The 25,732-nt window shown below is 63.7% G+C and carries 19 protein-coding genes; 7 read left to right on the top strand and 12 right to left on the bottom strand.

From position 1 onward, the window contains the following. Positions 1 to 107: 107 nt before the first annotated feature. The gene (locus EK416_RS00630) at positions 108 to 827 is read right to left on the bottom strand and encodes an RlmE family RNA methyltransferase (RefSeq protein ID WP_127075293.1); all 720 of its coding nucleotides are present in this window, start codon (positions 825 to 827) and stop codon (positions 108 to 110) included. After that, positions 790 to 1,920: a Ppx/GppA phosphatase family protein gene (locus EK416_RS00625; protein ID WP_245433891.1), complete on the bottom strand. Its 1,131-nt coding sequence runs from the start codon at positions 1,918 to 1,920 to the stop codon at positions 790 to 792. The genes EK416_RS00630 and EK416_RS00625 overlap by 38 nt, the downstream gene beginning before the upstream one ends. 829 nt (positions 1,921 to 2,749) lie before the next feature. Here EK416_RS00625 and EK416_RS00620 point away from each other — a divergent pair. After that, entirely contained in the window at positions 2,750 to 4,375 is a 1,626-nt protein-coding gene (locus tag EK416_RS00620) for an acyl-CoA synthetase (protein ID WP_127075289.1), read from the top strand. A gap of 78 nt (positions 4,376 to 4,453) precedes the next feature. Here EK416_RS00620 and EK416_RS00615 read toward each other — a convergent pair whose 3' ends face one another. Next, positions 4,454 to 4,747: a hypothetical protein gene (locus EK416_RS00615; protein WP_127075287.1), complete on the bottom strand. Its 294-nt coding sequence runs from the start codon at positions 4,745 to 4,747 to the stop codon at positions 4,454 to 4,456. Positions 4,748 to 4,778: 31 nt separating this feature from the next. On the opposite strand from EK416_RS00615, the gene EK416_RS00610 reads away from it, so the two are divergent. Then, positions 4,779 to 4,994 (top strand): hypothetical protein, encoded by a 216-nt coding sequence (locus tag EK416_RS00610; RefSeq protein WP_127075285.1) that lies wholly within the window; start codon positions 4,779 to 4,781, stop codon positions 4,992 to 4,994. Here the strand turns inward: EK416_RS00610 and EK416_RS00605 are convergent. The 4 genes from EK416_RS00605 to EK416_RS00590 all read right to left on the bottom strand — a co-directional run bounded on the left by EK416_RS00605 (position 4,981) and on the right by EK416_RS00590 (position 10,033). Further along, positions 4,981 to 5,955 carry a quinone oxidoreductase family protein gene (locus tag EK416_RS00605; RefSeq protein ID WP_127075283.1) on the bottom strand — a complete coding sequence of 325 codons (975 nt, stop codon included), beginning with the start codon at positions 5,953 to 5,955 and terminating at the stop codon, positions 4,981 to 4,983. The two genes, EK416_RS00610 and EK416_RS00605, sit on opposite strands and share 14 nt — an antisense overlap. Before the next feature lie 116 nt (positions 5,956 to 6,071). Continuing rightward, positions 6,072 to 7,997, bottom strand: a complete 1,926-nt coding sequence (locus EK416_RS00600) for a potassium transporter Kup (protein WP_127075347.1) — start codon at positions 7,995 to 7,997, stop codon at positions 6,072 to 6,074. 101 nt (positions 7,998 to 8,098) lie between these two features. Further along, on the bottom strand, positions 8,099 to 8,755 hold the full coding sequence (locus tag EK416_RS00595; RefSeq protein ID WP_127075281.1) for a CAP domain-containing protein: 657 nt from the start codon (positions 8,753 to 8,755) through the stop codon (positions 8,099 to 8,101). 168 nt (positions 8,756 to 8,923) lie between these two features. Further along, positions 8,924 to 10,033: an FUSC family protein gene (locus EK416_RS00590; RefSeq protein WP_127075279.1), complete on the bottom strand. Its 1,110-nt coding sequence runs from the start codon at positions 10,031 to 10,033 to the stop codon at positions 8,924 to 8,926. A 157-nt stretch (positions 10,034 to 10,190) separates the two neighbouring features. On the opposite strand from EK416_RS00590, the gene EK416_RS00585 reads away from it, so the two are divergent. Continuing rightward, entirely contained in the window at positions 10,191 to 10,868 is a 678-nt protein-coding gene (locus tag EK416_RS00585; protein WP_127075277.1) for a carbonic anhydrase, read from the top strand. A 71-nt stretch (positions 10,869 to 10,939) separates the two neighbouring features. Here EK416_RS00585 and bfr read toward each other — a convergent pair whose 3' ends face one another. From bfr to EK416_RS00570, 3 genes are all read right to left on the bottom strand, one after another. Continuing rightward, positions 10,940 to 11,431: a bacterioferritin gene (gene bfr / locus EK416_RS00580; RefSeq protein ID WP_127075275.1), complete on the bottom strand. Its 492-nt coding sequence runs from the start codon at positions 11,429 to 11,431 to the stop codon at positions 10,940 to 10,942. Between the two features lie 169 nt (positions 11,432 to 11,600). Continuing rightward, positions 11,601 to 11,813 (bottom strand): (2Fe-2S)-binding protein, encoded by a 213-nt coding sequence (locus EK416_RS00575; RefSeq protein ID WP_127075273.1) that lies wholly within the window; start codon positions 11,811 to 11,813, stop codon positions 11,601 to 11,603. A 361-nt stretch (positions 11,814 to 12,174) separates the two neighbouring features. Then, a complete protein-coding gene (locus EK416_RS00570; RefSeq protein WP_127075271.1) occupies positions 12,175 to 14,070 on the bottom strand; it encodes an ABC-F family ATP-binding cassette domain-containing protein in 1,896 nt (631 codons plus the stop codon). Between the two features lie 229 nt (positions 14,071 to 14,299). Here EK416_RS00570 and EK416_RS00565 point away from each other — a divergent pair, with 229 nt between their 5' ends. After that, positions 14,300 to 15,229 carry an N-formylglutamate amidohydrolase gene (locus EK416_RS00565; RefSeq protein ID WP_127075269.1) on the top strand — a complete coding sequence of 310 codons (930 nt, stop codon included), beginning with the start codon at positions 14,300 to 14,302 and terminating at the stop codon, positions 15,227 to 15,229. A gap of 257 nt (positions 15,230 to 15,486) precedes the next feature. Next, positions 15,487 to 15,747, top strand: a complete 261-nt coding sequence (locus tag EK416_RS00560) for a DUF2312 domain-containing protein (protein WP_181952103.1) — start codon at positions 15,487 to 15,489, stop codon at positions 15,745 to 15,747. Positions 15,748 to 15,879: 132 nt separating this feature from the next. On the opposite strand, the gene EK416_RS00555 is transcribed toward EK416_RS00560, so the two are convergent. After that, positions 15,880 to 17,439 (bottom strand): GTPase family protein, encoded by a 1,560-nt coding sequence (locus EK416_RS00555; RefSeq protein WP_127075267.1) that lies wholly within the window; start codon positions 17,437 to 17,439, stop codon positions 15,880 to 15,882. Beyond that, on the bottom strand, positions 17,436 to 18,695 hold the full coding sequence (locus tag EK416_RS00550; RefSeq protein WP_127075265.1) for a GTPase family protein: 1,260 nt from the start codon (positions 18,693 to 18,695) through the stop codon (positions 17,436 to 17,438). Before EK416_RS00550 ends, EK416_RS00555 begins: the two co-directional genes overlap by 4 nt. Positions 18,696 to 19,211: 516 nt before the next feature. Here EK416_RS00550 and gltB point away from each other — a divergent pair. Together gltB and EK416_RS00540 are read left to right on the top strand one after the other, a co-directional pair. Further along, positions 19,212 to 23,918 carry a glutamate synthase large subunit gene (gene gltB, locus EK416_RS00545; protein ID WP_127075263.1) on the top strand — a complete coding sequence of 1,569 codons (4,707 nt, stop codon included), beginning with the start codon at positions 19,212 to 19,214 and terminating at the stop codon, positions 23,916 to 23,918. 251 nt (positions 23,919 to 24,169) lie between these two features. After that, positions 24,170 to 25,591: a glutamate synthase subunit beta gene (locus tag EK416_RS00540; protein WP_127075261.1), complete on the top strand. Its 1,422-nt coding sequence runs from the start codon at positions 24,170 to 24,172 to the stop codon at positions 25,589 to 25,591. The last annotated feature ends 141 nt before the right edge of the window (positions 25,592 to 25,732 follow it).

The following is a 25,732-nucleotide window of genomic DNA, read 5'->3' as shown; positions in this document are numbered from 1 at the left end:
GCCGCCTGCCAACAGGTATGCCTGAAGTGGATATCGGCGCGGCCAGCAATGCACGGCGTGAGGTGTCAGCGCGGTGCGAAAAGAGCCGAATGCCACGCTTGTGGCTGTTATTCTTCTTCCTCGCCGAGCCCATCGCGGGCCTTCCCGCGATAGCCGGTCGCGAGCACATATAGCTCGGGGCTTTCGGCGCGGCTCGCCTTCGGCTTGATATGGCGCACGGTCGCGAAATCGCGCTTCAGCACATCGAGCAGGCTTTTCTCGCTGCCGCCCTGGAACACCTTTGCGAGGAAAAAGCCGCCCGGAGCCATCACGCGCACGGCGAAGGCCAGCGCTTCCTCGGCAAGCCCCATGATGCGCAGATGGTCGGTCTGACGGTGGCCTGTGGTCGGCGCGGCCATGTCGGACAGCACCGCGTTCGGATGGCGTCCCGCCAGCACGTCGAGCAGGCGGTCGTCGGCGGCGGGATCAGTGAAATCCTGCTGGAGAATGGTCACGCCGGGAATGGCATCGAAGTCGAGATAGTCGAGCGCGACAACCGCGCCCCGCCCCTCGGCCGCCTTCACGCGCTCTGCGGCAACCTGGCTCCAGCCGCCGGGCGCGGCACCGAGGTCGACGACGAGGTCGCCTGGTTTCAGAAGACCGTATTTGTCGGCGATCTCCTCCAGCTTGTACGCGGCACGGCTCCGGTAGCCGTCGCGCTTCGCCGCGGCGACATATGGGTCGTTCAACTGCCGCTCAAGCCATTGCCGCTGCGAGGCCGTGCGCCCGCGCGTCTTCTTCAGCTTGACCTTAAAGGATCGGTCCGGATTTTGCTCTCGCTTCGTCATGCGCCGATAATGCCGGATCGAGACGAAGTTTGCCGACATTTTTTTCGGCAAGCCCACGCTCGCGGATGGCGTCTTCGGCGATCAGCGTTGCGAGGATACCCTCGCGCAGGCCCCGGTCGGCGACGCGCAGCGAGTTCACGGGCCAGACACGGATCATGGCTTCCATGATCGCGCAGCCCGCGAGGATGAGATCGGCCCGTTCCGCCCCGATGCAGGGCTGCGCCGCGCGCTCCGCCCAGTTCATACCGGCGATTCGCGCGGACACTTCGCGGATGCTGTCGGTCGAGAGCCAGCAGCCGTCCACCTTTGCGCGCGTATATTCCGCAAGGCCAAGATAAACGCCTGCAATGGTGGTCACGGTGCCGGACGTGCCGAGCAGGTGCGTATCGGCGCTGGCGATCTTGGCGCCGATACCGTTCGCGCGGCTGAAAGGTTCGAGTTCCGCCTGCACGAAACGCACCATGTCCTCGAACTGGAAACCCTCTGCGCGGCTTGACCCGAAACGCTCGGCGAGCGTCACCACGCCGAAGGGCAGGGATGTCCACGCCTCGATGCAATCCTGAATGCGGAGCCGGTCCTCGATGGAGATCCGCCGGGCGCGCCGCCCGGTCCTGAGGTTGAGCCAGACGAATTCCGACGAGCCGCCTCCGATATCGAAGATGAGCGCATAGTCGCTCTGCTTGTCGATGAGCGATGCGCAGCCCGAAACGGCAAGGCGTGCTTCCGTCTCCCGGCCGATGATTTCGAGCGAAAGACCCGTCTCGCGCTTCACGCGGGCGATGAAGTCCGGTCCGTTCTTCGCGATCCGGCAGGCTTCAGTCGCGACGAGGCGCGAGCGCGTCACACCGCGCCGGTTCATCTTCGCCGAGCACACCTTGAGCGCCTCGATCGTACGGGCGATAGCCTCTTCCGACAACACGCCCGACATGCTGACACCTTCGCCGAGCTTTATGATGCGCGAGAAGGCGTCGATCACGAAAAAGCCCCGGCGCGAGGGACGCGCGACGAGCAGGCGGCAATTGTTTGTTCCCAGATCGAGCGCGCCGTAAATCGCGGAGGACGAGGCTTCCGGCGCGTCGGCTGAGCGCGACATTTTCCCGGAGCGATAGACCGGCGGAGTAACCTTTATGGCCGAACGCGGGGAGGCCGTGGACGCGCAAGGGGCAACGGGAATAGCAAAAGCAGTTTCGACCGTTTCGTCGCAGACGGCGGTGTCTTGCTCTCCGAAAATGGCGCCGCCTCTTTCTCCGATGGCCAAACGAACCTCCGTCTGCGTTATTTTTCGCAGATTGTGTCTTGCCGCCCCACTAACAGAGAAGACTAACAGTTTTTTTAGCATCCGCAAACGAAAGACATCGCTTCTTCGAGCGCGCGCGAAACGCTGCGGAAAGGCCGCCGTAAAAACTTCCTTACAATTTATCGATTGAGCGAATCGCCGCCCTCGATGCAGGAGGGGAGGGTAAATCAATCCCGGCACGGAGGCTACCATGGCGCGCGTGTTCTCTTGCGTCGCGATTTCGCTCATTCTGTCCGCATGCGCAGCAGAAGCGCCACGGACATCTGTTGGCACCGAAACCCAACCATCCGCGTCAGCTTCAGCGGAAGGCCAGAAGACGACCGGAACGACTGCAACGCAGGAACCGCCCAAAAGCATTCTTGCATGCACCGGGCTGCCACTCGCGGGCCGGAAGTGCGGTATCCCGAACATCTAGCTAGCGGGCCTGGCGTGTGCGAGGCTTGCGGTCCGGGTGCATCGTATCCCTTGGTCTGATGCGCCGAGGTTTCGGTTTTTCGGCCGGACGATTTACGATAAAAGCCGCAACATATGTTGAAGAAAGCGTCATCGCGGGCGCACCGCTTCCGGTCGGCTCCTTCAGGGACACCGGACTTCTCGCGCTGACGGCGCTGCTCCGAGGGCCACCATGACCGCCGCCTACACGCAAAATCTCGACAAGACCCCGGCCAACCATCAGCCGCTGACACCGCTCGGATTTCTCGCCCGCGCGGCGCGGGTCTACCCGAACCATCCCGCCATCGTGCATGGCGCGAAGACCTATACCTACGCCGAGTTTTACGCTCGCTCGCGCAGGCTGGCCTCGGCGCTGTCGAAACTCGGCATCGGCAAGAACGACACCGTCTCCGTGATGCTGCCGAACGTGCCCGCGATGCTCGACGCGAAGTACGGCGTGCCGATGACGGGCGCGGTGCTGCACTCGATCAATACGCGCCTCGACGCGGCGAACATCGCGTTCATGCTCGATCACGCCGAGACGAAGGTGGTCATCACCGACACCGAATATGCGAAGGTCATGGCGGAGGCGCTGAAGCTCTCGGAGACGAAGCCCGTCGTCATCGACTATGCGGACACGGAGTTTCCGGGGCTCGGCGCGCGCCTTTCCGAAGTCGAATACGAGGATTTCATCGCAGGCGGCGACCCGGAATACGACTGGCAGCCTCCGGCGGACGAGTGGGACGCGATCACGCTCAATTATACGTCCGGCACCACCGGCAACCCGAAGGGCGTCGTCTATCACCATCGCGGCGCGTATCTGACGAGCCTCGGCAACACGCTCGCAGGGCAGATCGGCAAGCATCCGAACTATCTCTGGACGCTGCCGATGTTCCATTGCGACGGCTGGTGCTTCGGCTGGACGATCCCGCTCGTGGCGGGCACGCAGGTTTGCCTGCGTTACGTGCGCCCCGACGCGATCTGGACATCGCTTTACGAGAACGAGATCACCCATCTCTGCGGCGCGCCCATCGTGATGTCCACGATCCTCAACGCGCCCGCGGAAGTGAAGCGCAAGCTGAAGCAGAAGGTGCAGTTTCTCACCGCCGCCGCCCCGCCGCCGGAAGCCGTGCTCGCCGAAATGCGCGAGGCGGGCTTCAACGTCACCCACGTTTACGGCCTCACGGAGACCTACGGTCCCGCCGTGGTGAACGAGTGGAAGACCGAGTGGGATGCGCTCGACGGGGCGGGGCAGGCGCAGAAGAAGGCGCGGCAGGGCGTGCGCTACGTGCCGCTCGAAGACCTCTCCGTAATCGATCCGCTCACGATGCAGCACGTGCCCGCGGACGGCGAGACGCTCGGGGAAGTCATGTTTCGCGGCAACGTGGTCATGAAGGGCTACCTCAAGAACAAGGAAGCCACCGAGGACGCGCTCGCGGGCGGCTGGTTTCATTCGGGCGATCTCGGCGTGATGCACCCCGACGGCTACATCCAGCTCAAGGACCGTTCCAAGGACATCATCATCTCGGGTGGCGAGAACATCTCGTCCATCGAGGTGGAAGACGTGCTGTTCAAGCACCCCGCCGTGCAGGCGGCGTCCGTGGTGGCGAAGCACGACGAGAAGTGGGGCGAGACGCCCTGCGCGTTCATCGAACTGAAGCCCGGTGCGACCGCGACGGCGGAAGAGATCATCGCATGGTGCCGCCAGCATCTCGCGGCCTACAAATGCCCGCGCCACGTGGTTTTCAACGAACTGCCGAAGACGTCCACCGGCAAGATCCAGAAATACATCCTGCGCGAGATGGCCAAGACGTCCTGAGCCACAAGAAAAAACCCTTCCGCCGGGCGGCGGAAGGGCGATTTCTGGGCCATCGGTCGCAAAAGCCGGAGATAGCAGCTACCAGCGGCGCCAATAATGGCGGCGATAGTAGTGGCGGTGTGGCCGGTGATAGTAGCGATATCTGTACCGTGGATAGTAATAATAGCGGTAACGAGGATAATAGTAATACCTGCGATAGACGCGGTGTCGCGGGTAATAGCGGCGGTGGCGGTAATAACGGTAATGGACGGCAACCGCCTCCGACGCCACGGCTTCCGTCGCAATGCCCGCCGGCGTCGCCGGTGTCGCCTGTGCAGGCGCGAACAGCGCAGCGGCGACAAGCGTCAGAGCGGCAAAGATAGCTTTGATCATGGTGCCTCACCTGAAGTCTGGAATTTCAGACGTGGCAGAGTTTACCTTTTCAGGCAGTTTTATTCAAACTTTCCAGATCGGGGTTAAATCGGCCTCGATCGATGCAGAAAAGCGGATCGGCACCCAGGACTCACAGCGTCGTGCCGCGTGCGATTTACCGAACGACGCCGGTAATCGGGCGCTGAGAGCGAACCGCGACCTCGAAGGGCTGGTGTCAGGGGCTGTCAGTTGCCTCAACTCAGTGTGAAAACGACACGCTCGCGCCCCGATCCGCCGCGCGTCCAAGCCTCTTCACCGTCCGCCATCGGAACCGGACTGACGTCGACGGTGAGACCGAGCTTCGTCGCCACCTTGAACGCCTCGCCGATGTCGGCGACGAGAACGCGGTCGGGAACGCTGCCGAGGCCGCTGCCCATGAGTTCGAGCGTTGTGCTGCGGAGCACCGCCGCCGGAAGCGTGATCGTCTGTCCGCTGATCGAGCCGATCTGAACGAAGCGGATAGGATCCTGTCCCGCCGCATGACGTCGGCCAAGCCGTTCGACTGCGCCGAGGATCAGCGAAGCCGATGCGCCCCAGACATAGTCGAGCACGACGGTCACACGATCCCGCTCGATGATGCGCTCGAAGGAGGCCGCGAGCGCGTCGGGCGCCTGGGTCAGCGAGATCGCCTCATCGGCGCCGAGACCGACAAGAGCGGCGAGCGAAGCCCCGTCACGCCCCGTGACGATGACGCGCGCCGCTCCGAGATGCCTGGCGATCATGACCGCAAGCCGCCCCGAGGCGCCGGTGGCGCCGTTGATGAGCACCGTCTCGCCCGCGCGAAGCCCGGCGCGTTGCACGAGGGCTGCCCAGGAGGACATGGCGGGGTTTGCCAGCGCCGCGGCAGTCACGTCGTCGAGATCGTCGGGGACAGGAACGCAAAGATCGGCAGGAGCCACGCACCGCTCCGCGAACGCACCAAAGGGGCGCCGGCCTGCGAAGAAATACACCCGGCTTCCGTCGTCGAGCCGTCCCACGCCGTCGATACCGGCGACGAAAGGCACTTCCTTCGGGCTTGCGTAGTGGACGCCGCTCGCCTGGATGCGCGCGAGGTTGCTGAGGCCAGCCGCCGTCACGCGGATGAGCCGTTCGCCTATATCCGCCGAAGGCTCGGCGAAGTCGCTCCACCTTGGCGGTTGCTTGAAGTCGCTTACGATCAGCGCTTTCATCGTGTGCCCCTCCCGGCCCTATCGGCAACGCATCGAGTGCCCCGATGGTGGCGAAAATGCGGAACCATGGCCTCACCCTAACGCCGCGCTGCTGTGACACGGCATCGCGCTGCGGTTCAGATCGCGACCTGCCGGCCGATCTCCACGACCCTGTCCACGGGCAGGCGGAAGAAATCCGTCACCTGAGCGGCGTTGCGCTCCATGATCGAGAAAAGATTTTCCTGCCAGCGCGGCAATCCCTGGCCGTCCTCCCGGGGTACGACCGTCTCGCGTCCGATGTAGTAGGTCACGTCATCGAGATTGATATCGTAGCCCCGATTCTTGATGAGTTCGAGGATGGGCGGGATGTCCGGTCGCTCCATGAAACCGTAATACACCATGGCGCGCCAGAAATTATCGTCTTCCGTTTCCACCTGAAGGCGGTGTTCGGGGTTGACGAACGGTACAGGTTCGATCGAGACGTGGATCACCACCACACGCTCGTGCAGCGCGCGATTATGCTTCACGTGCCAGGCCATGACCGGCGGAACCCCTTTCTTCGAGCGCGTCATGAAAACGGCGGTGCCGGGCACCCGGGGAATGCCGCGCTCCTCGATCTCGGCGAGAAACTCGTGGATCGGCAGATATCTTGAAACGAGGACGGCCATGACCGCGCGCCGCCCCGAATGCCATACCCACATCAGGCCCGCTATGAGGGCGGCGAGCGTCAGGGGAACCCAGCCGCCGTCCAGCATCTTCGCCGAGTTGGCGATAACGAAGGCGCAATCGACGATGATGAAGCACGCCGCGAGCAGCGCGGAAAGCCGCGGGTCCCAGCCGAGATATTCGCGCATCGCGATATAGAGCAGGAACGAATCCATGAGCATGGTGGCGGATACGGCGATGCCGTAAGCGGCGGCGAGATTGTCGGCCTCGCGAAACGAGATCGTCAGGCCGATGGTGATCACCATCATCGTCCAGTTCACCACGCCGATGTAAATCTGACCGTAGCCGAGCGCCGAGGTCTGCGTGATGTTGAGACGGGGCAGCCAGCCGAGCTGGATTGCCTGCCGTGTCATTGAGAACGCGCCTGTGATGACCGCCTGACTGGCCACGATGGTCGCAATCGTCGCGAGGATGACCAGCGGGATGAGCAGGTCCCGGGGGCACAGCGCATAGAAGGTGTTCTCCGCGATGGGCGTTCCGTCGAGCACGAGCGCGGCCTGACCCGCGTAATTGAGCACGAGGCAGGGGAAGACGATGAAAAACCACGCCATCTGGATCGGTCGTCGCCCGAAATGTCCCATATCGGTATAGAGGGCCTCCGCGCCCGTGACGCAAAGGAACACGCCGCCAAGGATCAGAAACGACGTGAGACCGCCTTCCAGGAGGTAGTAAAGACCGTGCGCCGGGTTGAGCGCGGCCAGCACCGAGGGATTTTCCCAGATGCCGCCGATGCCGAGCAGTCCCAGCGTCGCGAACCAGACGAGCATGACCGGCCCGAAAAGGCGGCCGATGGTGGCCGTTCCGCGCGGCTGCACGAGGAACAGCAACACGAGAATGACGATCGTCGCGGGCAGGATGTAGGGCTCGAAACTGTGCGCCTTGATCGCCAGTCCTTCGAGCGCGGAGAGCACCGATATGGCGGGCGTTATGACGCCGTCGCCGTAGATGAGGGCTGCTCCGGCGAGGCCGACAATGACAACGAAGGTTCGCTTCTGCCGCGGGCTGCCGAGGCCCTTGCGGCCGCGGCTCAAGAGCGCCATCAAGGCCATGATGCCGCCTTCGCCGTGGTTGTCGACGCGCATCGCCACGGCGATGTACTTCACCGACGTCACGATGATGAGTGTCCAGATGATGAGCGAAAGCGAACCGAGCACCATGGCGCGGTCAACCACCTGGTGGCCGCTCGCGCCGAGCACGATCTTGAGCGTATAAAGCGGACTCGTACCGATATCGCCGAAGACGACCCCAAGGGCTGCGAGAGCCATGGCTTTCGTCTGCCCTTGCGGCACTGCCGCCACGCCTTGTGGCTCAGCAGCGACCTGACCCTGGATATTCATCACCACCCGAGCTCTTTCGAATCCTCCACGAGCGGCGCAGCTTTAACAGGGATTTGAGCCTCGTGCATCGTCAACTTTGCGAGCAGGCCGCCGTCGCCGATTTACGGCGCCGCCACGACAAGTGCCCAGAACCGCTTGAACTTCGTGTCGGGCTTGTATTCGAACGCGATGCCCATGTGTTTCGCGTCGGCGAGCAGCAGGTTTCGGCTATGGGGCGGACTGTTCTTCCAGCCTTCGATGATCTGGGCGACCGATGTCTGCCCCGCGCCGATGTTTTCGGCTGCGAGCCGATACCGGTAGCCCGCCATGGCCAGGCGCTTGCCGACATCGGCGCCGCCGGGGCCGACATGGGACATCTTGTCGGTCTTCGCCATGTTTTTCGCGAGGATCTGGGCGGCTTCGGTCGCGTGCGTCTCCAGCGAGAGCTGAGAGAGCCCCTGCGACGCGCGGTAGTCGTTCACAAGGCGAAGGGCCTCGTTCGGATCGAGATTGTCCGGCTGCTGCCCGACTGGCGGCTTCGACGCCGCGTCGCCCGAACTGAATGCCGACGAGAAGTTCGACCATATCCCGGAAATACCGGTCGACGATCCCGAAACAGGGGCGGTGGACGCAGCGACCGGCTGCGCGGCCAACGCGGCGTTGGGCGCTTCCGTATCGGAAAGACTGCCGCCAAACCCTGACAATGACGGCAAAGCGCTCGTAGCTGCGCATCCGCCGAGACTCGCGCAAAGCGCGAACAAACCAAGAGTACGCCACATGACATCGGCCCCCGGAACAATGCCGATTATGTCAAATCGTGGTTAACGAACGCTTGACCCCCCACCGGCAAATTCCGCGTATCGCGCGATAAAGACAATATCGTGATGATTTGATCGAAAGGGGCGGCTGGCGGTCGAAACCCGGCGCTCGCGCGGTCGATGCCGCACTCAGTCGTCATGGTCGTGCCTTTGTTCGGCCGCCCGTGCGACGCGCCTCTCGCTTGTGAGTTCGCCCGCGCGGTTCGCCAGATCCTGAAGGTTCTGGATGAACTGGCCGCACACGAACAGCAGCGCGTAGATACGCTGCGTGTCGGCGCTGGCCGATGACAGACGGCCATCCTTGATCGCCTTGTCGAGCGTCGCCCGATAGTCTTCGAGCGCGGCCTGGACGGCTGCGGGAGAGGTCGGTTGTTCGCCCTGCGGAAGGGATTGGGAAACAGCCGTAAGCCAACCCGCCAGCGTTCCGAGGAGCGTCAGAAGCGGCGGTTCGAGCGCCTCGCGCAGCGTTTCGGGAAACGGCTCGCGCAACACGCGTCCGAGCATGGCGATATCGTGACGAAGTCGCCTCAGGGTGCGCACGAGCGATTCCGTATCGGGGCCATCGGCGAGACGGTTCTGTCTTTCCACGCTGGCCTCCGCCGCGCGTGCCTCGGTCTGGGCGATCTGAACGCGGAGGTCGTTGTGAAGCACCCTGAGCGCCTCGACGGGCACGCCGCGCGCGCCTGAGGTCTGAAGCAGGCATACGATCGCCGCCATGTCCGCGATGGACTTGCTCGCCGAGGTAACGAGAAGCGCATGCGCCCGCGCGGGCAACACGACGAGCGCGACGAGGACGGCCGAGAGGCTGCCGACGCTGATTTCAAGGACGCGCTCTATCGCGGCGTCAAACGGGTCCGTCGGCGGTAGGGTCGATCCCATGAGCACGATGATGGCGGTGATGGGGGCGACGCGCCAGTCGGGACGGAACGCGGTCAGGAGCGCGAGCGGCGCCACAGCCGCAACCAGCGCCAAAGCGAGCGCCGCCATCGTGCCGTGCGGGATCAGAACCGCCACGACCGCGCCCCAGAACGCGCCGCCGACGGTGCCGAGCAGCCGGTACATCCCGGCGCGATACGAGCCGCCGATGCTCCCCTGAATGACGATGACAGCCGAAAGCGCCGCCCAGTAAACCTGAGATAGATTGAGTATCGCACCGACAAGGATGCTGAGCAGCGCAGCGATCGTCATGCGCAGGCTGAACTTGAACTTGCCCCTGTTTGCCAGAAAGAACGCCACCATCTCTTGCCGTCGCCTGTCACCCGTCGATGCCGCCGAAAAGACGCGAGCCGGAACCTCGGCTTCAGAGCGCCGCGACCGGCGAGACAGCACGCCGCTCGCATGCGCGCGTCATCGGTGGTAAATTGAAGTCCCTATAACCGGACCCGTACATCATTCCATGCACAGACTCATCGACGGCGTTCTGCGTTTTCAGACAGAAATCCACGGTAAGCGCAAGGAACTGTTCAGCGAACTCGGCGAGCGCCAGAAGCCTTTTGCCGTGTTCATCGCCTGCTCCGACAGCCGCGTCGTGCCCGAGCTGCTGACGCAATGCGATCCGGGCGATATCTTCGTGATTCGCAACGCGGGCAACATCATCCCGTCCTATGGACCCGCGTCGGGGGGCGTTTCCGCCAGCATCGAATACGCCGTTCAGGGGCTCGGCATTCCGAACCTCATCGTATGCGGCCATTCGGATTGCGGCGCGATGAAAGCCATCCTGCGCGAAGACAAGCTGGACAAGATGCCGGCTGTGGGCGCCTGGATCAAACACGCAGCCGCCGCGAAAGAGATCGTCGAAGCGCGTTTTTCGCCCGAGGAGGCCGAAAAGAAGCGTCTCGATGCTCTCGTGCATGAAAACGTGCTGTGTCAGCTCCGCAATCTGGCGACGCACCCCGCGGTAGCGGCGAAGCTTGCGGCGGGCCAGCTCAGTCTGCACGGGTGGGTCTACAATATCGACAGCGGAACCGTGGACACGTTCGACGCCGAAAAGCAGGAGTTCGTGACGTTGACGAGAGATTCGACCGCGCAGGCGACCCCGAAGCTCATCGTGCGGTACGCGCAGTCCGGGAAGTAGCGAAAGGGCACCGGCCCGGAGCGGCTACCTTTGCCGGGTTGTGGGGTGATCCCACAGCCCGGCCGAAACGTTTAGGCCACATCGCCTTTGTCGAGGCCGCCGATGTGGTACTGCGAGTAAAGCTCAAGTCCGAGCTTCTCGACGAGGCCGAGCTGCGTCTCAAGGAAGTCGATGTGCTCTTCCTCGTCGTGCATCAGTTTCTCGAACAGATCGCGCGATACGTAATCCTTCACGGAGTGCGAGTATGTCGCGGCTTCCTGATAGAGCGCGCGCGCGCCGATTTCGGACTGAAGGTCGGCTTCGAGAATTTCCTTCACCGTCTGGCCGATCCGCAGCGGATCGAGAACCTGCAGGTTCGGGAAGCCGTCGAGGAAAAGGATACGCGCGGTGAGCTTGTCGGCGTGCTCCATCTCCTCGATCGATTCCTTGCGCCAGTACTTGGCAAGGGAGAGGAAGCCCCAATTGTCGAGCATGCGATAATGCAGCCAGTACTGATTGATCGCGGTCAGTTCGGATCTGAGGCCCGCGTTCAGATATTCGATGACTTTTGGGTCGCCCTTCATTCTGTTCTCCGAGTGTGAGGCAGGCTGGCTGCGGTGGGAATCGCGACGCGATCATGCAGCAGAATCTCGGAAGGGCCGTTTCAAAATCAATGCTGGAAATGGACTAATTCTAAACAGCTCACAGAAAATTCAACGGCGTGGCAAATACCTAGCCGCGAAGGAAGCCCGATCAGGCGACTTTCGCGACCGCCGTTTGCTCCATCGCATGACGCTCGGCCTTGCCTTCGTCCATCGCATCGCGGAGCGACCGCGTGCAGCGACCGCACTTCGCCGTGCAGCCGAAATGCCGATGGACCTGGCATGGCGTGCGCGGCGGGTTCGGACTCGACATCGCCGACCGAACCGCTTCATCACTCAACACGTTGCAGGAACAGATGATCATTGTGCCGGTTAACTTCGTTTTCACTTGCCCATACCGATTAAATACGCAAGCGATCCGATCTTCGCAATAAAAATCAGATATTATAATCGTTCTAAGAAATCAATACTCCGAACACGGCAAAACAAGACTGCCGGTCGAGATAGAAGAAACGAAATTATAATAATTCTAAGTTTGGAAAGCTGCCGACATCTTCACTGTAGCCTTCGCGACAAAAGCCGACAAAAGCCATTCGACGGCGGCGCAAGGCGGGCGTCCACCCGGAGACATGCAAGGGCCGCACCGCGCCCGCGTCGGCGTGGGAAGGCGGTGTCTCGGCAGGAGCGAAAGGGCGGCGTCGGAAAGGGCGATCCAGCGCCCGCCGTCAAGCGTCGGCGGCCGCCTCTTCATAGGCGAGCGATGCCTCGAACCAGGCATCCTCGGCGGTCTTGAGATCCTTCAGCAACGCCGCTCGGTCGAGCGTCAGCGCGCGGGCCTTGTCCGGCTCGCGTTGGTAAAACGTGTGATCGGCGAGGCGCCCGTCAATCTCGGCCATCTTCTTCTGGAGATCGTGAACCCGCTTTTCGAGATCGGTCATCTGCTTCTTGAGCGGCGCCAGTTCGGCGCGGCGCTGCGCGGTCTGGCGGCGCTCTTCCTCGCGGCTTTTCTTCGCCTCCGCCGGGCGTTCGCCGCCGCTGGCCTTGGCGGCCTGTTTCGCCGCCGCGAGGCTTTCAGCGCGATAGCTTTCGAGGTCGCCATCGTAAGGCGCTACCGTGCCGTTGCGGACCACCCAGAGACGATCCACCGTCGCTTCCAGCAGATGCCGGTCGTGGCTGATGAGGATAACCGCCCCTTCGTAATCGTTCAGCGCATGGATCAGCTCCTCGCGGCTGTCGACATCGAGATGGTTCGTCGGCTCGTCGAGGATGAGAAGATGCGGCGCGTGGAACGTGGCGAGCGCGAACAGAAGCCGCGCCTTCTCGCCACCGGAGAGCTTTTCCGACGCCGTGTCGGCCTTGTCGGCGCCGAAGCCGATGGACGCCACCCTCGCGCGCTTCTGCGCCTCGGTCGCGTCGGGCATGAGTTCGGCGATGTGATCGTAGGCCGAGAGCTTCGGCCGAAGCTCGTCGAGCTGATGCTGCGCGAAATAGCCGTATTCCAGCTTGTTCGACGCGCGCCGTTGGCCGTCGATGGGCGCGAGCTTGCCGCAAAGCAGCTTCGCGAGCGTGGACTTGCCGTTGCCGTTCGATCCGAGCAGCCCCACGCGGTCGTCGGCATCGAGGCGCAGGTTGATGCCCCGCAAGATGGGGCGCGCCGGATCGTAACCGACGCTCGCGCCCTCGATGCGGATCAGCGGGTTGCCGAGCGGGCGCTCGGGCGACGGGAAGCGGAACGGAACCACCTGAGCGTCGACCTCGGCGGCGATGGGCTGTAGCCTCGCCAGCGCCTTGAGGCGGCTTTGCGCCTGTTTCGCCTTCGTGGCCTTCGCGCGGAAGCGCTCCACGAACGCCTCCATGTGGCGGCGCTGGTCGTCCTGGCTTTTCTTCAGCTTCAGTTGCAGGCGTTGCTGCTCGCGGCGCGTCTCCTCGAAGCGGTCATAACCGCCCGTATAGAGGGAAAGCCGCTTGTCGTTGAGATGAAGGATGCTGTTGACCGCGTTGTTCAGCAAATCGCGGTCATGGCTGACGATCAGCACGGTATAAGGGTAGCTTGCGATGAAGTCTTCGAGCCAGAGCACGCCTTCGAGGTCGAGATAGTTTGTCGGCTCGTCGAGCAGAAGGATATCGGGCGCGGCGAACAGCGCGCCCGCGAGCGCGACGCGCATGCGCCATCCGCCCGAGAATTCGCTGCACGAGCGCTGCTGAGCCGCCTCGTCGAAGCCGAGCCCCGAAAGGATGCGCGCCGCGCGCGAAGGCGCGGAATGCGCGTCGAGGTCGGCAAGGCGCGTGTGGATTTCGCTGATACGATGCGGGTCGTGCGCCGTCTCGGCCTCGGCGGTCAGCGCCGCAAGTTCCGTATGCGCGGCGAGCACCGTTTCAAGCAGCGTTTCCGGGCCGCCCGGCGCTTCCTGCGAGACATGAGCGAGGCGCGCGTTCCTTGGCAAGCCGATGCTGCCGCCGTCGGGCGCGATCTCGCCGGCGATCAGGCGCAGAAGCGTCGTCTTGCCGGTGCCGTTGCGCCCGACGAGACCGACCTTGTGCCCTTCCGGTATCGCCGCCGTCGCGTTTTCGAACAGCGGCCGTCCCTCGATGCGGAATGATAATTCATTGATATGCAGCATGCGCAGACCATGCTGCGGTTACGGCGCTTTCGCAAGCCTTCTGCGCGCGGGGCGGCGCCTGGTTGTTCGCGCGTCGGCAGGATCGCTTCCGCGCAGGGGAGAGCGGCGTGAGGCGGGGCTTGAACTCACCGTCATGAAAGTGGTTTATTGGCCACAGCTAGAAGCCCACAACACGCAAGTTTCGCCGCCGGGCGAGCAAAAACGTCCGGCCCTCACAATATTGAGCGGCATGTTATCTCAGTCTCTCCCCATAGAAACGACCTCCCGCCGCGAAACGGCATCCAGCGGCGAGAGTTGGAAAAGCTTCGAGGTCTTGCCCGGCGATCCGCAAACGCGCCTGCTTGTCCTTTGCGATCACGCGACGAACCTGATGCCCTCCGAATACGGGACGCTCGGTCTCGACGACGTGCAGCTCAACCGGCACATTGCCTATGACATCGGGGCGCTCGGTGTCGCGCGCGAGATCGGCCGCCGCCTTGGCGCCACCGTCGTCTCGACGCGCTTCTCACGGCTGCTCATCGATCCCAATCGCGGCGAGGACGATCCGACGCTCATCATGCGCATTTCCGATGGGGCGCTCGTTCCCGGCAATGTGCGCGTCGACGAAACCGAGAAGGAGCGGCGCATCCGTGCCTTCTTTCGGCCCTACCATGCCGTCGTCGCCGCCGAGATCGACGCCGTGCTCGCGCGCGGGCAGATCCCCGTCATTTTCTCGATGCACAGCTTCACCAATGTCTGGCGCGGGGTGCCGCGCAAATGGCACGCGGCCGTCTTGTGGGACAGAGACCCGCGCCTGCCGGTTCCTGTGCTGAAGCAGCTTCGCGAGCGGACTGGCCTCGAAATCGGCGACAACGAGCCCTATTCCGGGCACCTGCGCAACGATACGATCTTCCGTCACGCGACGCTGCGCGGCCTGCCGAACGTGCTCGTCGAGGTTCGCCAGGATCTCATCCGCGAGGAGGCCGGGCAGATCGAATGGGCCGCGATCCTCGCCGACAGTCTCGCCGCCATTTTCGCCGATCCGGCACACGCGGAGCCGCTCTCGCGCCTCGAATATCATGAATCGCGCTCGGACGCGGAAGCCGACCGCGTTATGGAGCGCGTCGAAAAGGGCGACGTGGAAGCGGCAAGCGGCGAGGAAACCGCAGGCGGAGACTAGCCGGCCTGCTGAGTCGTGCGATGACGCAACCCTGTATGTTGCGCATGTCCACAGCCGCGACCGGGAGGTGGACGGCTGGCGCTGCCACGTTGAACGCAAAGTCTCACGGTTATAGTGTCGCGCCTCAAAATCGGTTCGGGCGCGCGGGGTGTCCCGGGCCTTGAGACAATGCGAATCTCGCCGTGGCCGAATGGCTTCGGCGGGAAGAACAGGAGAGCGGCGTGGACGACGCATCAGGGTTCGACGGCGGAGCGGATATCGGGTTGAGCGGCGGCAGCATCGACAAGTCGGCGAAGGAGCAACTCCGTACGGTCGTCGAGCGCATCGAGCGCCTTGAAGAAGAAAAAGCTGCGCTCGCGGGCGACATCAAGGACATCTATGCCGAGGCAAAGGCAAACGGCTTCGACACCAAGGCGCTGAAGAAGATCATTTCGCTGCGCAAGAAGGACGCGCAGGAGCGGCAGACCGAGGAAGCCATCCTCGCGACATATATGCACGCGCTCGGCATGCTCGAATAGCTGCGCGCGGGCTTCGGTCCGCGCTCCGGAACGAGGATCGTCTGGAGTGCGTCCGGTAGAACGTGAGACGATTTCGGTCGCGCGTCGAACAGGGAGATGGGTCGCGCCTCCGGTTCCATCGAAGGCCGAATTCTATGGCCGCCGTTCGCCGCCGGAGAACACGGCTTTCGCGATGATGCGGCCCGCATTCGCCGCTTGCGTTCGAAGTTTCCGCCAGTCGAAACCCTTGTCGATGTCCTGAAGCGTGCGCACGAGTTGCGCGCGCTGCGCCTCGGGCATCTTCTCCGTGATCGCGGCCCAGATGGCATCGACATTATAGAGGCCCACCCCGGTATCGAGGCAGGCGGCGATGGTGTCCTCGTCGGAAAAGCCAAGGTCGGCGTCCGCCGCTTCGAGCGCGCCGCGGATCGAGGCCGCTTTCGCGTTCGACGCTTCGTCGAGGTCGTAGGGCGGCGACCACTCGCGCGCGGGCCGCAAGCGATCCACGTGGCTCAGCACCAACAGCATCGGCGGGCGGCGGCGGTTCGGCCGTTCGGCGAAATGTGCCCGGATGGCTTCGAGTGCGCGCGCGTCGAGGTCGCGGTCGGGGCGCATCGCGCTCGCCACCCAAACGACGAGATCCGCGTTCGCCGCTTCCTCCACCAGCACCTGCAAGGGCTCGGCGGTGCTGTCTAGGCCGGGGCTGTCGAGAAGCAGCGCCTGCGGCACGCCTTCGCGTTTCAGTTCATAAGCCGTGAAGCCGTTCGTCAGCGGAAGCACGTCTGAGCCCGCGCGGATTTCGGAAAGAAGCGCGTTCACGAGGCTCGACTTGCCCGCGTTGACCTGCCCGCCGATGAGGAGGCGCAACGGCTCGGCCTCCACCTTCGCGGCGGCGCGGCGGTCGCGTTCCGTGGCCTCGGTCACATGCGCCTGAAGGTCTTCCGGTTCGACACGCAGGCGTCCGCCGTAAAGGTCGATGGCGGCGCGTCCAACCTCTTTGACATAGGCCCGCGCGAGCCGCTTCGCGAGTTCCTCGCGCCCCCAGCGATACATCTGGTTCGACATGCGTTCGCGCAGTTCCTGCGTGACGGCGGTCGCCGGGTTCAGCATGCGGATGATGCGCCAGATGTCGTAACCCTTCTGCGCCACATCGATCAGGGAGCGATACTCATAGATACGGATCATCTGCCCGATGGTGAGCTTGTCTCCCAGCGGGATGTTGTTCGCAACCACGGGCTTGAGGCGCACGGCAACCTGCTCGACGATGGTCAGGGCTTCCGGCGCGGTAAACTCCCACAGCGGCTTTTCCTGCTCGGGGTGGAGTTTCCGCGCGACCGCGTCGATGGTCCGCTTGCCGAGCGCCCAGAACGCGGACCAGCTCGTCAGATCGTCCACCTTCACCGTGTCGGCGACATCGAGCACAGCATCCCACGCCTGCGTCTCGCGCGGGCTCCAGCTATCGGCTGCGGCATCTTCTGGAAGCTCCACGTCGCGCGGCCCGCGCAGCGGAATGTCGAGGCGGCGGAACATGGCGAGCTGGAACAGAAAGGCGAGGCCGACAAAGGCGAAAGCGCCCGCGACCCAGTAAAGCGCATACCCCTTTTCCCATAGCCACAGGCCGCCAAGCGGGATCAGCGTCAGCGAGGGCAGCGCGAAACACAGCGCGACGAGGGCGACGCGAAGCCAGAGCAGATTATCCTTGCCACCGCTCATGCGCGAGCGCCTTCCGGCTTGCGGTCGTCCTCCGACTTCGCACGAAACCGGAAAGCTTCCGACAGCGCGGCGGCATAGGCTTCGGCCACGCCTTTCGGGTCGCTTTGCCCGAGACGGCGACGCGCGAGGAAATAGCAGGCCGCCTTGCCGATGGCGAATGTGGTGGCGAAGCTTGTGGCGGCTGCTGCCGCCGCGCCCGCCGTCTGCCCGTAGCCCGGAATGAGTTTCGCGAGCTGGCGCGCGCCGAACGCCGCCGCCATGCGCGTCACGACCGCCGCGCCGAGGCATGCGCCGAATTCCGACAGCGTGCGCCGGTTCCATTCCACATCGTAAATCCGGGCAAGGCTGTGCAGCATCTTGGCTTGAACCACGGGAACGGCGACCGCGCCTGCCAGCGGAACCACGTCGGCGGCGGCAGCGGCGCTTGAATAGCCGACGATATGAGGATGAGCCTCGCGCGACAGCGTGTCTCCTGCCCTGCTGCTGCTATCCTTCAGGGCCGCGACGATGCTGGCGGGCGCGGCTTTTTCGAGCGCTGCCAGAAGCTGGGGCAGGCCGTAATTCACCGGCTCGAAACCGTCGCCCTGCTGTGTGAAATCGATGGGCACGAACAGCACGAGACCGTCGCCCGGCAGACCGGCAAACAGCCCGCGCTGGTGCGCAAGGCTTCTGGCGAGGTCCGGGGGCACCGGACCAAGCACCTCAAGCGCGGCGCCCGGTTCGCCGTAGGGATATGCAGCGGGATGGCCTTCACCCGTCTTGTAGCCATCGTGCAGCGTGGTCTGCGCGACGACGACGGGCCAGCCGGGATGACGCGCGCGCGCCGCCGTCACCGCGCTCAAGACCGCATCCTGCTGTGGATCGAGCGCCTTCATCACCGCAAGAATCAGATGCGACTGGCTCTCATGCACCGCGATGTCTTCGGCGGGATCGTACCCCGTTTCACCGAGGCCGCGCGTATCGAGGAAACGAATCACCGGGGCATCGGCGGGAAAGTCGAAGATCTGCGCGGTCCTCGTGCAAGGCTTGTAGCCTTGCCCGATCTCCGCCGCAGTTACGCCCGTGAGCGCGCGGACGATGGACGTCTTGCCGGACTGTACCTTGCCGATGAGCCAGATGACCGGTGCCCTGCTCTTCGCAAGCTCCGCCACCCTCTCGTCGGACGGGCCACCCGCTGCCTGCGGCGTGAGCACATTGTCGCGCACGACATTCCAGCTTCGCGCCAGGGTGCCTTCAAATTCTTCTCGCCAGGTCATCGCCGCCGATTCCGCTCATAAAACGAGCTATCATTTTGCCCCGTAAACACCGGCGAAGCGGTGTTTTCTCAAGGATGCGCGATATTATATAGGGACTAACGACGCCGTTACAGGTCCGGCCGCATCGGTTCGCCGGCCGGTCGTTCGCCCGCTGGCGCGGCGGAGTTTCGCCAGCCTTGCGGGACATTGCAGACTTGTCACGGTTCTAAAATTCTGGCACGCTTCAACCCGTTGGCGCGATAGCCTGGGCAATGCTCGGCCCGTGAACCATTTGTTCAGGAAACAAATGCGTTTCGGGATCGAGCTTTTGCGTGCCTGAATGACAACTGGGCAGGGGACGACACGAAATGACTACGGGCGGCATTGACAGCGGAAAATACGGTAGCGAAGCGGCAAAGACCGCGACGCGAAAACATCGCCGCTAGAAGCCGCGCGCGCGGTACGGTTCGATAGCGCGCCCGACGAACGATATAGAACCGACTCCTCATTAAAAATCCCTTGCGAATTCCTAGAGCCATGACCGATACCGCGATGCCTTTCTGTAACAGCTCCCATTCCGCCCACGGTTTTCCCGAGCCGCAGGGGCTTTATCATCCTTCGCGCGAGCACGATGCCTGCGGTCTCGGCCTCATCGCCAATATCAAGGGCGTGAAGAGCCACGCAATCGTGCAGGACGCGCTCAAGATCCTGCTCAACCTCGAACATCGTGGCGCGGTGGGCGCGGACCCGCTCGCAGGCGACGGCGCGGGTATCCTCGTGCAGCTCCCGCACGATTTCTTCGTCGCGGAAGGCGAAGGGCTGGGCTTCAAGCTGCCGGAGCCCGGGTATTACGGCGTCGGCCAGCTCTTCATGCCGCAGAACCCCGAGGTTCGCGCAAAGTGCGAAACCGTTGTCGAGACGGTGCTCGCCGAGCAAGGCTTGCCGTTCATCGGCTGGCGCGATGTGCCGGTCAACAATGAGTCGCTGCCGGAGATCGTGACCGCGACCGAGCCGTTCCAGCGGCAGGTCTTCATCGGTCGCCCGCATTGCATCTCGGACGAAAGCGCCTTCGAGCGCGCGCTCTACGTTGCGCGGCGCATCATCTCGAATCGCGTGCGCGCCGAAATCGGTGCCGACATCAACTTCTATCCCGTGTCGTGCTCCTGCCGGACCATCGTCTACAAGGGCATGTTCCTGTCGTATCAGCTCGGCGAATATTACAACGACCTGCATCATCCGCTGTTCGCGTCAGCGCTCGCGCTCGTGCATCAGCGTTTCTCCACCAACACCTTCCCGTCCTGGAAGCTCGCGCACCCTTACCGCATGGTCTGCCACAACGGCGAGATCAACACGCTGCGCGGCAACGTGAACTGGATGGCGGCCCGGCAGGCGAGCGTTTCGTCGCCCCTGTTCGGAGGCGAGATCCAGAAGCTCTGGCCGATTTCGTATGAGGGCCAGTCCGACACCGCCTGCTTCGACAACGCGCTCGAATTCCTGACGCAGGGCGGCTACAGCCTCGCGCACGCCATGATGCTGCTCATTCCCGAAGCCTGGGGCGGCAACACCCTCATGGACGAGAAGCGGCACGCCTTTTACGAATATCATGCCTCGCTCATGGAGCCGTGGGACGGCCCGGCAGCGATCGCGTTTACGGACGGCCGGCAGGTCGGCGCGACGCTCGACCGCAACGGCCTTCGCCCGGCCCGTTACGTCGTCACGACCGACGACCGCGTCATTCTGGCTTCCGAGGCAGGCACGCTGCAGGTGCCGGAAGAGAAGATCGTCCACAAGTGGCGGCTTCAGCCAGGCAAGATGCTGCTGATCGACCTCGACGAAGGCCGCATTATCTCCGACGACGAGATCAAGACCGAACTCGCCAGCATGCGTCCGTATCAGGAGTGGCTGAAGCACGGGCAGGTGCGCGTCGAAAGCCTGCCAGCCGTTACGTCGTCGCAGCCGAAGACGAACGTTTCGCTGCTCGACCGTCAGCAGGCGTTCGGCTACACGCAGGAAAGCTGGAAGTTCCTGCTCGCGCCGATGATCGAGACGGGACAGGAAGCCATCGGCTCGATGGGTACAGACACGCCCATTTCCGCGCTGTCGTCGCGGCCGAAGCTGCTCCATACCTATTTCAAGCAGAACTTCGCGCAGGTCACGAACCCGCCCATAGACCCGATCCGCGAGGAACTGGTGATGAGCCTCGTGTCGTTCATCGGCCCGCGCCCGAACATCCTCGACCTTCAGGGCACGTGGAAGCTGAAGCGGCTTGAAGTCTCGCAGCCGATCCTGACGAACGAAGAGCTGGAGCGCATCCGTCACATCGCGGATCACCCCGACACGCCGTTCCGCACGGTCACGCTCGACGCGACTTACGGCGCGGACCTTGGCGCACCGGGCATGGAGCGCGCGCTAGACCTCCTGTGCAAGCGCGCGGAGACCTCAGTCCTTCAGGGCTGGAACATCATCATCGTATCCGACCGCGAAGCCAGCGCCGACCGCATTCCGATCCCGAGCCTGCTCGCGACGAGCGCGGTGCACCATCACCTTATCCGCAAGGGCCTGCGCACGTCGGTCGGCCTTGTGGTCGAAACGGCCGAGGCGCACGAGATCCATCAGTTCGCGGTGCTCGCGGGCTTCGGCGCGGAGGCCATCAACCCTTATCTCGCCTTCGAAACGATCGAGGCGAAGCTCGGCGAGCTTTCAAAGCCGATATCGAAGAAGGAAGCCGAGAAGCGCTATGTGAAGGCCATCGGCAAGGGCCTGATGAAGGTGATGTCCAAGATGGGCATCTCCACCTATCAGTCCTATTGCGGCGCGCAGATCTTCGACGCCGTGGGCCTTCGCTCGGACTTCGTGAACAAGTATTTCACCGGTACGCAGACGGCCATCGAGGGCGTCGGGCTGGAAGAGATCGCGCGCGAAACCGCCGAGCGCCACCGCCTTGCGTTCTCCGACGCGCCGGTCCTCAAGGACACGCTCGATGTCGGCGGCGAGTACGCCTATCGCGTGCGCGGCGAGGATCACGCCTGGACGCCCGACACCGTCGGCGACCTTCAGCACGCTGTGCGCGGCAATCTGCCGGAGAAATATCGCTCTTTTGCGAAGAACCTCAACGAACAGGCTGAGCGCCTGATGACCATTCGCGGCCTGTTCCGCATCAAGGAAGCGGGCGAACTCGGGCGCGCGCCTGTGCCGGTCGACGAGGTTGAGCCGGCGAGCGAGATCGTGAAGCGCTTTGCCACGGGCGCGATGTCCTTCGGCTCGATCAGCCGCGAGGCGCACACCACGCTCGCCATCGCCATGAACCGCATCGGCGGCAAGTCGAACACGGGCGAGGGCGGCGAGGAAGCCGACCGCTTCAGGCCGCTCCCGAGCGGCGACAGCATGCGTTCGGCCATCAAGCAGGTCGCCTCGGGCCGCTTCGGCGTGACGACGGAATATCTCGTCAACTCCGACATGATGCAGATCAAGGTGGTGCAGGGCGCGAAGCCGGGCGAAGGCGGCCAGCTTCCGGGCCACAAGGTGGACGAAACCATCGCGAAAGTGCGCCACTCGACGGCGGGCGTGGGCCTCATCTCGCCGCCGCCGCACCATGACATCTACTCCATCGAGGATCTGGCGCAGCTTATCTTCGACCTGAAGAACGTGAATCCCGAAGCCGACGTCAGCGTGAAGCTCGGTTCCGAAGTGGGCGTGGGCACAGTTGCGGCGGGTGTCGCCAAGGCGCGCGCGGATCACATCACCATTGCGGGCTTCGAGGGCGGCACGGGCGCGTCCCCGCTGACATCGATCAAGCATTGCGGCAGCCCGTGGGAAATCGGCCTCGCCGAAACGCAGCAGACGCTGGTGCTCAACCGCCTGCGCGGCCGCATCGCGCTGCAAGTCGATGGCGGCATCCGCACGGGCCGCGACGTGCTCGTGGGCGCGCTTCTCGGCGCGGACGAGTTCGGCTTCGCGACCGCTCCGCTTATCGCGGCTGGCTGCGTGATGATGCGCAAGTGTCATCTCAATACCTGCCCCGTGGGCGTCGCCACGCAAGATCCGGTGCTTCGCGCGCGCTTCAAGGGCACGCCGGAGCATGTGATCAACTATTTCTTCTTCGTGGCGGAAGAGGTGCGCGAATACATGGCGGCGCTCGGCGTCCGCTCCTTCAATGAGCTTGTCGGCCGCACCGACTGGCTCGACAAGGAGAGGGCGATCCAGCACTGGAAGGCGCAGGGCCTCGACTTTACGAAGATGTTCCACAAGCCGGAAGTTCCGGCCGGTGTCGCCAGCTACCGCACCGAGCGTCAGAACCATCCGATTGCGCATGTGCTCGACCGGAAGCTGATCGAACTTGCGAAACCCGCGCTCGAAGAGGGCAAGGCCGTCAAGCTCGAAGTGCCGATCGTGAGCGCCGACCGCTCGACGGGCGCGATGCTGTCGGGCCGTGTCGCCAAGGCTTACGGATATGCGGGCCTGCCGGAAGACACCATCTGGATTTCGCTCAAGGGCACGGCCGGGCAGAGCTTCGGCGCGTGGGTCGCGAAGGGCGTGACGCTCGATCTCGAAGGCGAGGGCAACGACTATGTCGGCAAGGGGCTTTCGGGCGGCAAGCTGATCGTTCGTCCGCCGTCGAACACGTCGGTTGTGCCGGAAGAAAGCATCATCGTCGGCAATACCGTGCTGTATGGCGCGATTTCCGGCTCGTGCTACTTCCGTGGCGTTGCGGGCGAGCGTTTCGCGGTGAGGAACTCGGGCGCGGTGGCGGTCGTCGAAGGAACCGGCGATCACGGCTGCGAATATATGACGGGCGGCTGCGTTGTGGTTCTCGGCAAGACGGGCCGCAATTTCGCGGCGGGCATGTCGGGCGGCATCGCCTATGTGCTCGACGAGGACGGCTCGTTCCCGAAGCGGTGCAACATGGCGATGGTGGAGCTTGAGCCCATCGATCCCGGCGACGTCTCGCCCTTCAACCAGGCGAGCGGCGACACGCTGGAGCGCTTCAACTTCGTGCATCTCATGCAGGACATGACGCTCGACGACGAACTTCGTCTTGTCCGCCTCATCGAGAACCACCGCCGTTATACGGGGTCCGAACGCGCCAAGACCATTCTCGAAAACTGGTCTTTGTACCTGCCGAAATTCGTGAAGGTGATGCCGACCGAGTATCGCAAGGCGCTCGAAAACCAGAAGCGGCTTAAGGTTGCGCCGACGCCGCCGGAGCAGGCGGAGATCTCCATCGGCGTGACCGCCGCAGGTTAGCAACGCGAGCGGGCGCCTTGGCGTCGCCCGCCCGTACGTTAGCATGATCCAGACTGTCGCGAAGGCATCATCGCCGGACGACGAAACAGGACTTCAGGATTTCGGCTGTTTTCGCATAGGCAGCCGAAATTCATCACCGCAGTGCCGGCGCCGGATGGCGACGGAAGTCTGCGACGGGTTGGCGGCAACGCCGGGCAACAGGATAGACGGCTGGCGCGTGCGCGCCGACAGCATGCAGCGCGGGTAAGACAATGGGAAAGATCACCGGTTTTCTTGAGATTGAGCGCGAAGAGCGCGATTACGCACCCGTCGCGGAGCGCACGCGGCATTTCCGCGAATTCGTGCTGCCGCCGACGAGCGAGGACGTAAGCCGCCAGGCCGCGCGCTGCATGGATTGCGGCGTGCCCTATTGTCATCGTGGCTGCCCGATCAACAACCAGATCCCGGACTGGAACGATCTCGTCTATCACGGCGAATGGGAAGCGGCGGCGCGAAACCTCCATTCGACGAACAATTTCCCCGACGTGACGGGGCGCATCTGCCCGGCGCCTTGCGAGGCTGCCTGCACGCTCAACATCGACGACGTGCCTGTGACCATCAAGAGCATCGAATGTGCGATCGCCGACCGGGCGTTTGACGAGGGCTTCATCGTGCCGGAAGCGGCCGAGGTGAAGACCGGCAAGCGCGTTGCCGTGGTCGGCTCCGGCCCTTCGGGACTTGCCGCCGCGCAGCAGCTTGCGCGTGCGGGGCACGATGTGCATGTCTACGAAAAGAACGCAATGCCGGGCGGGCTTCTGCGCTATGGCATCCCGGATTTCAAGCTTGAGAAGCAGGTCATCGAGCGGCGTGTCGCGCAGATGCAGGGCGAGGGCGTGACCTTCCATTGCGGCGTCCATGTCGGCGTGACGCTTCCCGTTGCTGAACTCGAACGTGACTTCGACGCCGTGCTGCTGGCTGGCGGTTCCGAGCGCCCGCGCGATCTTCCCGTGCCGGGACGCGAACTGAAGGGCGTCGAGTTCGCCATGAGCTTCCTCACGCAGCAGAACCGGCGCGTTTCCGGCGAGCCGCTCGGCGATGTCGAGCCGATACTCGCCACGGGAAAGCGCGTTGTGGTGATCGGCGGCGGCGACACGGGCTCTGACTGCATCGGCACGTCGATCCGGCAGGGCGCGGCCTCGGTGACGCAGATCGAAATCATGCCGAAGCCTCCGGTCAAGGAAAACAAGGATCTGACCTGGCCGCAATGGCCGCTCAAGTTGCGGACCTCTTCGAGCCAGGAAGAAGGCGCCGTCCGCGACTTCAGCGTGATGACGACCCGCTTCGAGGGCAACGACAAGGGCGAGGTCGCGCGCCTTCATTGCGTGCGCGTCGACGAAAAGATGAAGGCCGTTCCCGGCAGCGAGTTCGTGCTCGATGCAGACCTCGTGCTGCTTGCCATGGGCTTCGTTTCGCCTGTCAAGGAAGGGCTGCTCGCCGACCTCGGCGTGGAACTCGACGGGCGCGGTAACGTCAAGGCCACCGACCGCGACTATGCGACGTCGCGCCCGAAGGTCTTCGTGGCGGGCGACATGCGGCGCGGGCAATCGCTTGTCGTCTGGGCGATCCGCGAGGGCCGTCAGGCTGCGCACGCGATCGATCTCGCGCTGATGGGAACGACGCTTCTGCCGCGATAGGGAATTGATCCGGGCCTCTCTCGGTTGAGGCATTCGCGGCGATCTGATCGGATCACAATCCGGTCGGTAAGAGGGTCGTTGTTGAAGAGGCGGATTCAACCCGATCGGATCCGGCTCCGATCTGTCGGTCGCCACCCGGGA

Origin of the sequence: Rhodomicrobium lacus (genome assembly GCF_003992725.1) — a bacterium.
Lineage (GTDB): Bacteria > Pseudomonadota > Alphaproteobacteria > Rhizobiales > Rhodomicrobiaceae > Rhodomicrobium > Rhodomicrobium lacus.
Note: the sequence above shows the minus strand (reverse complement) of the source record. Positions and strands in the feature narration are given on the sequence as shown.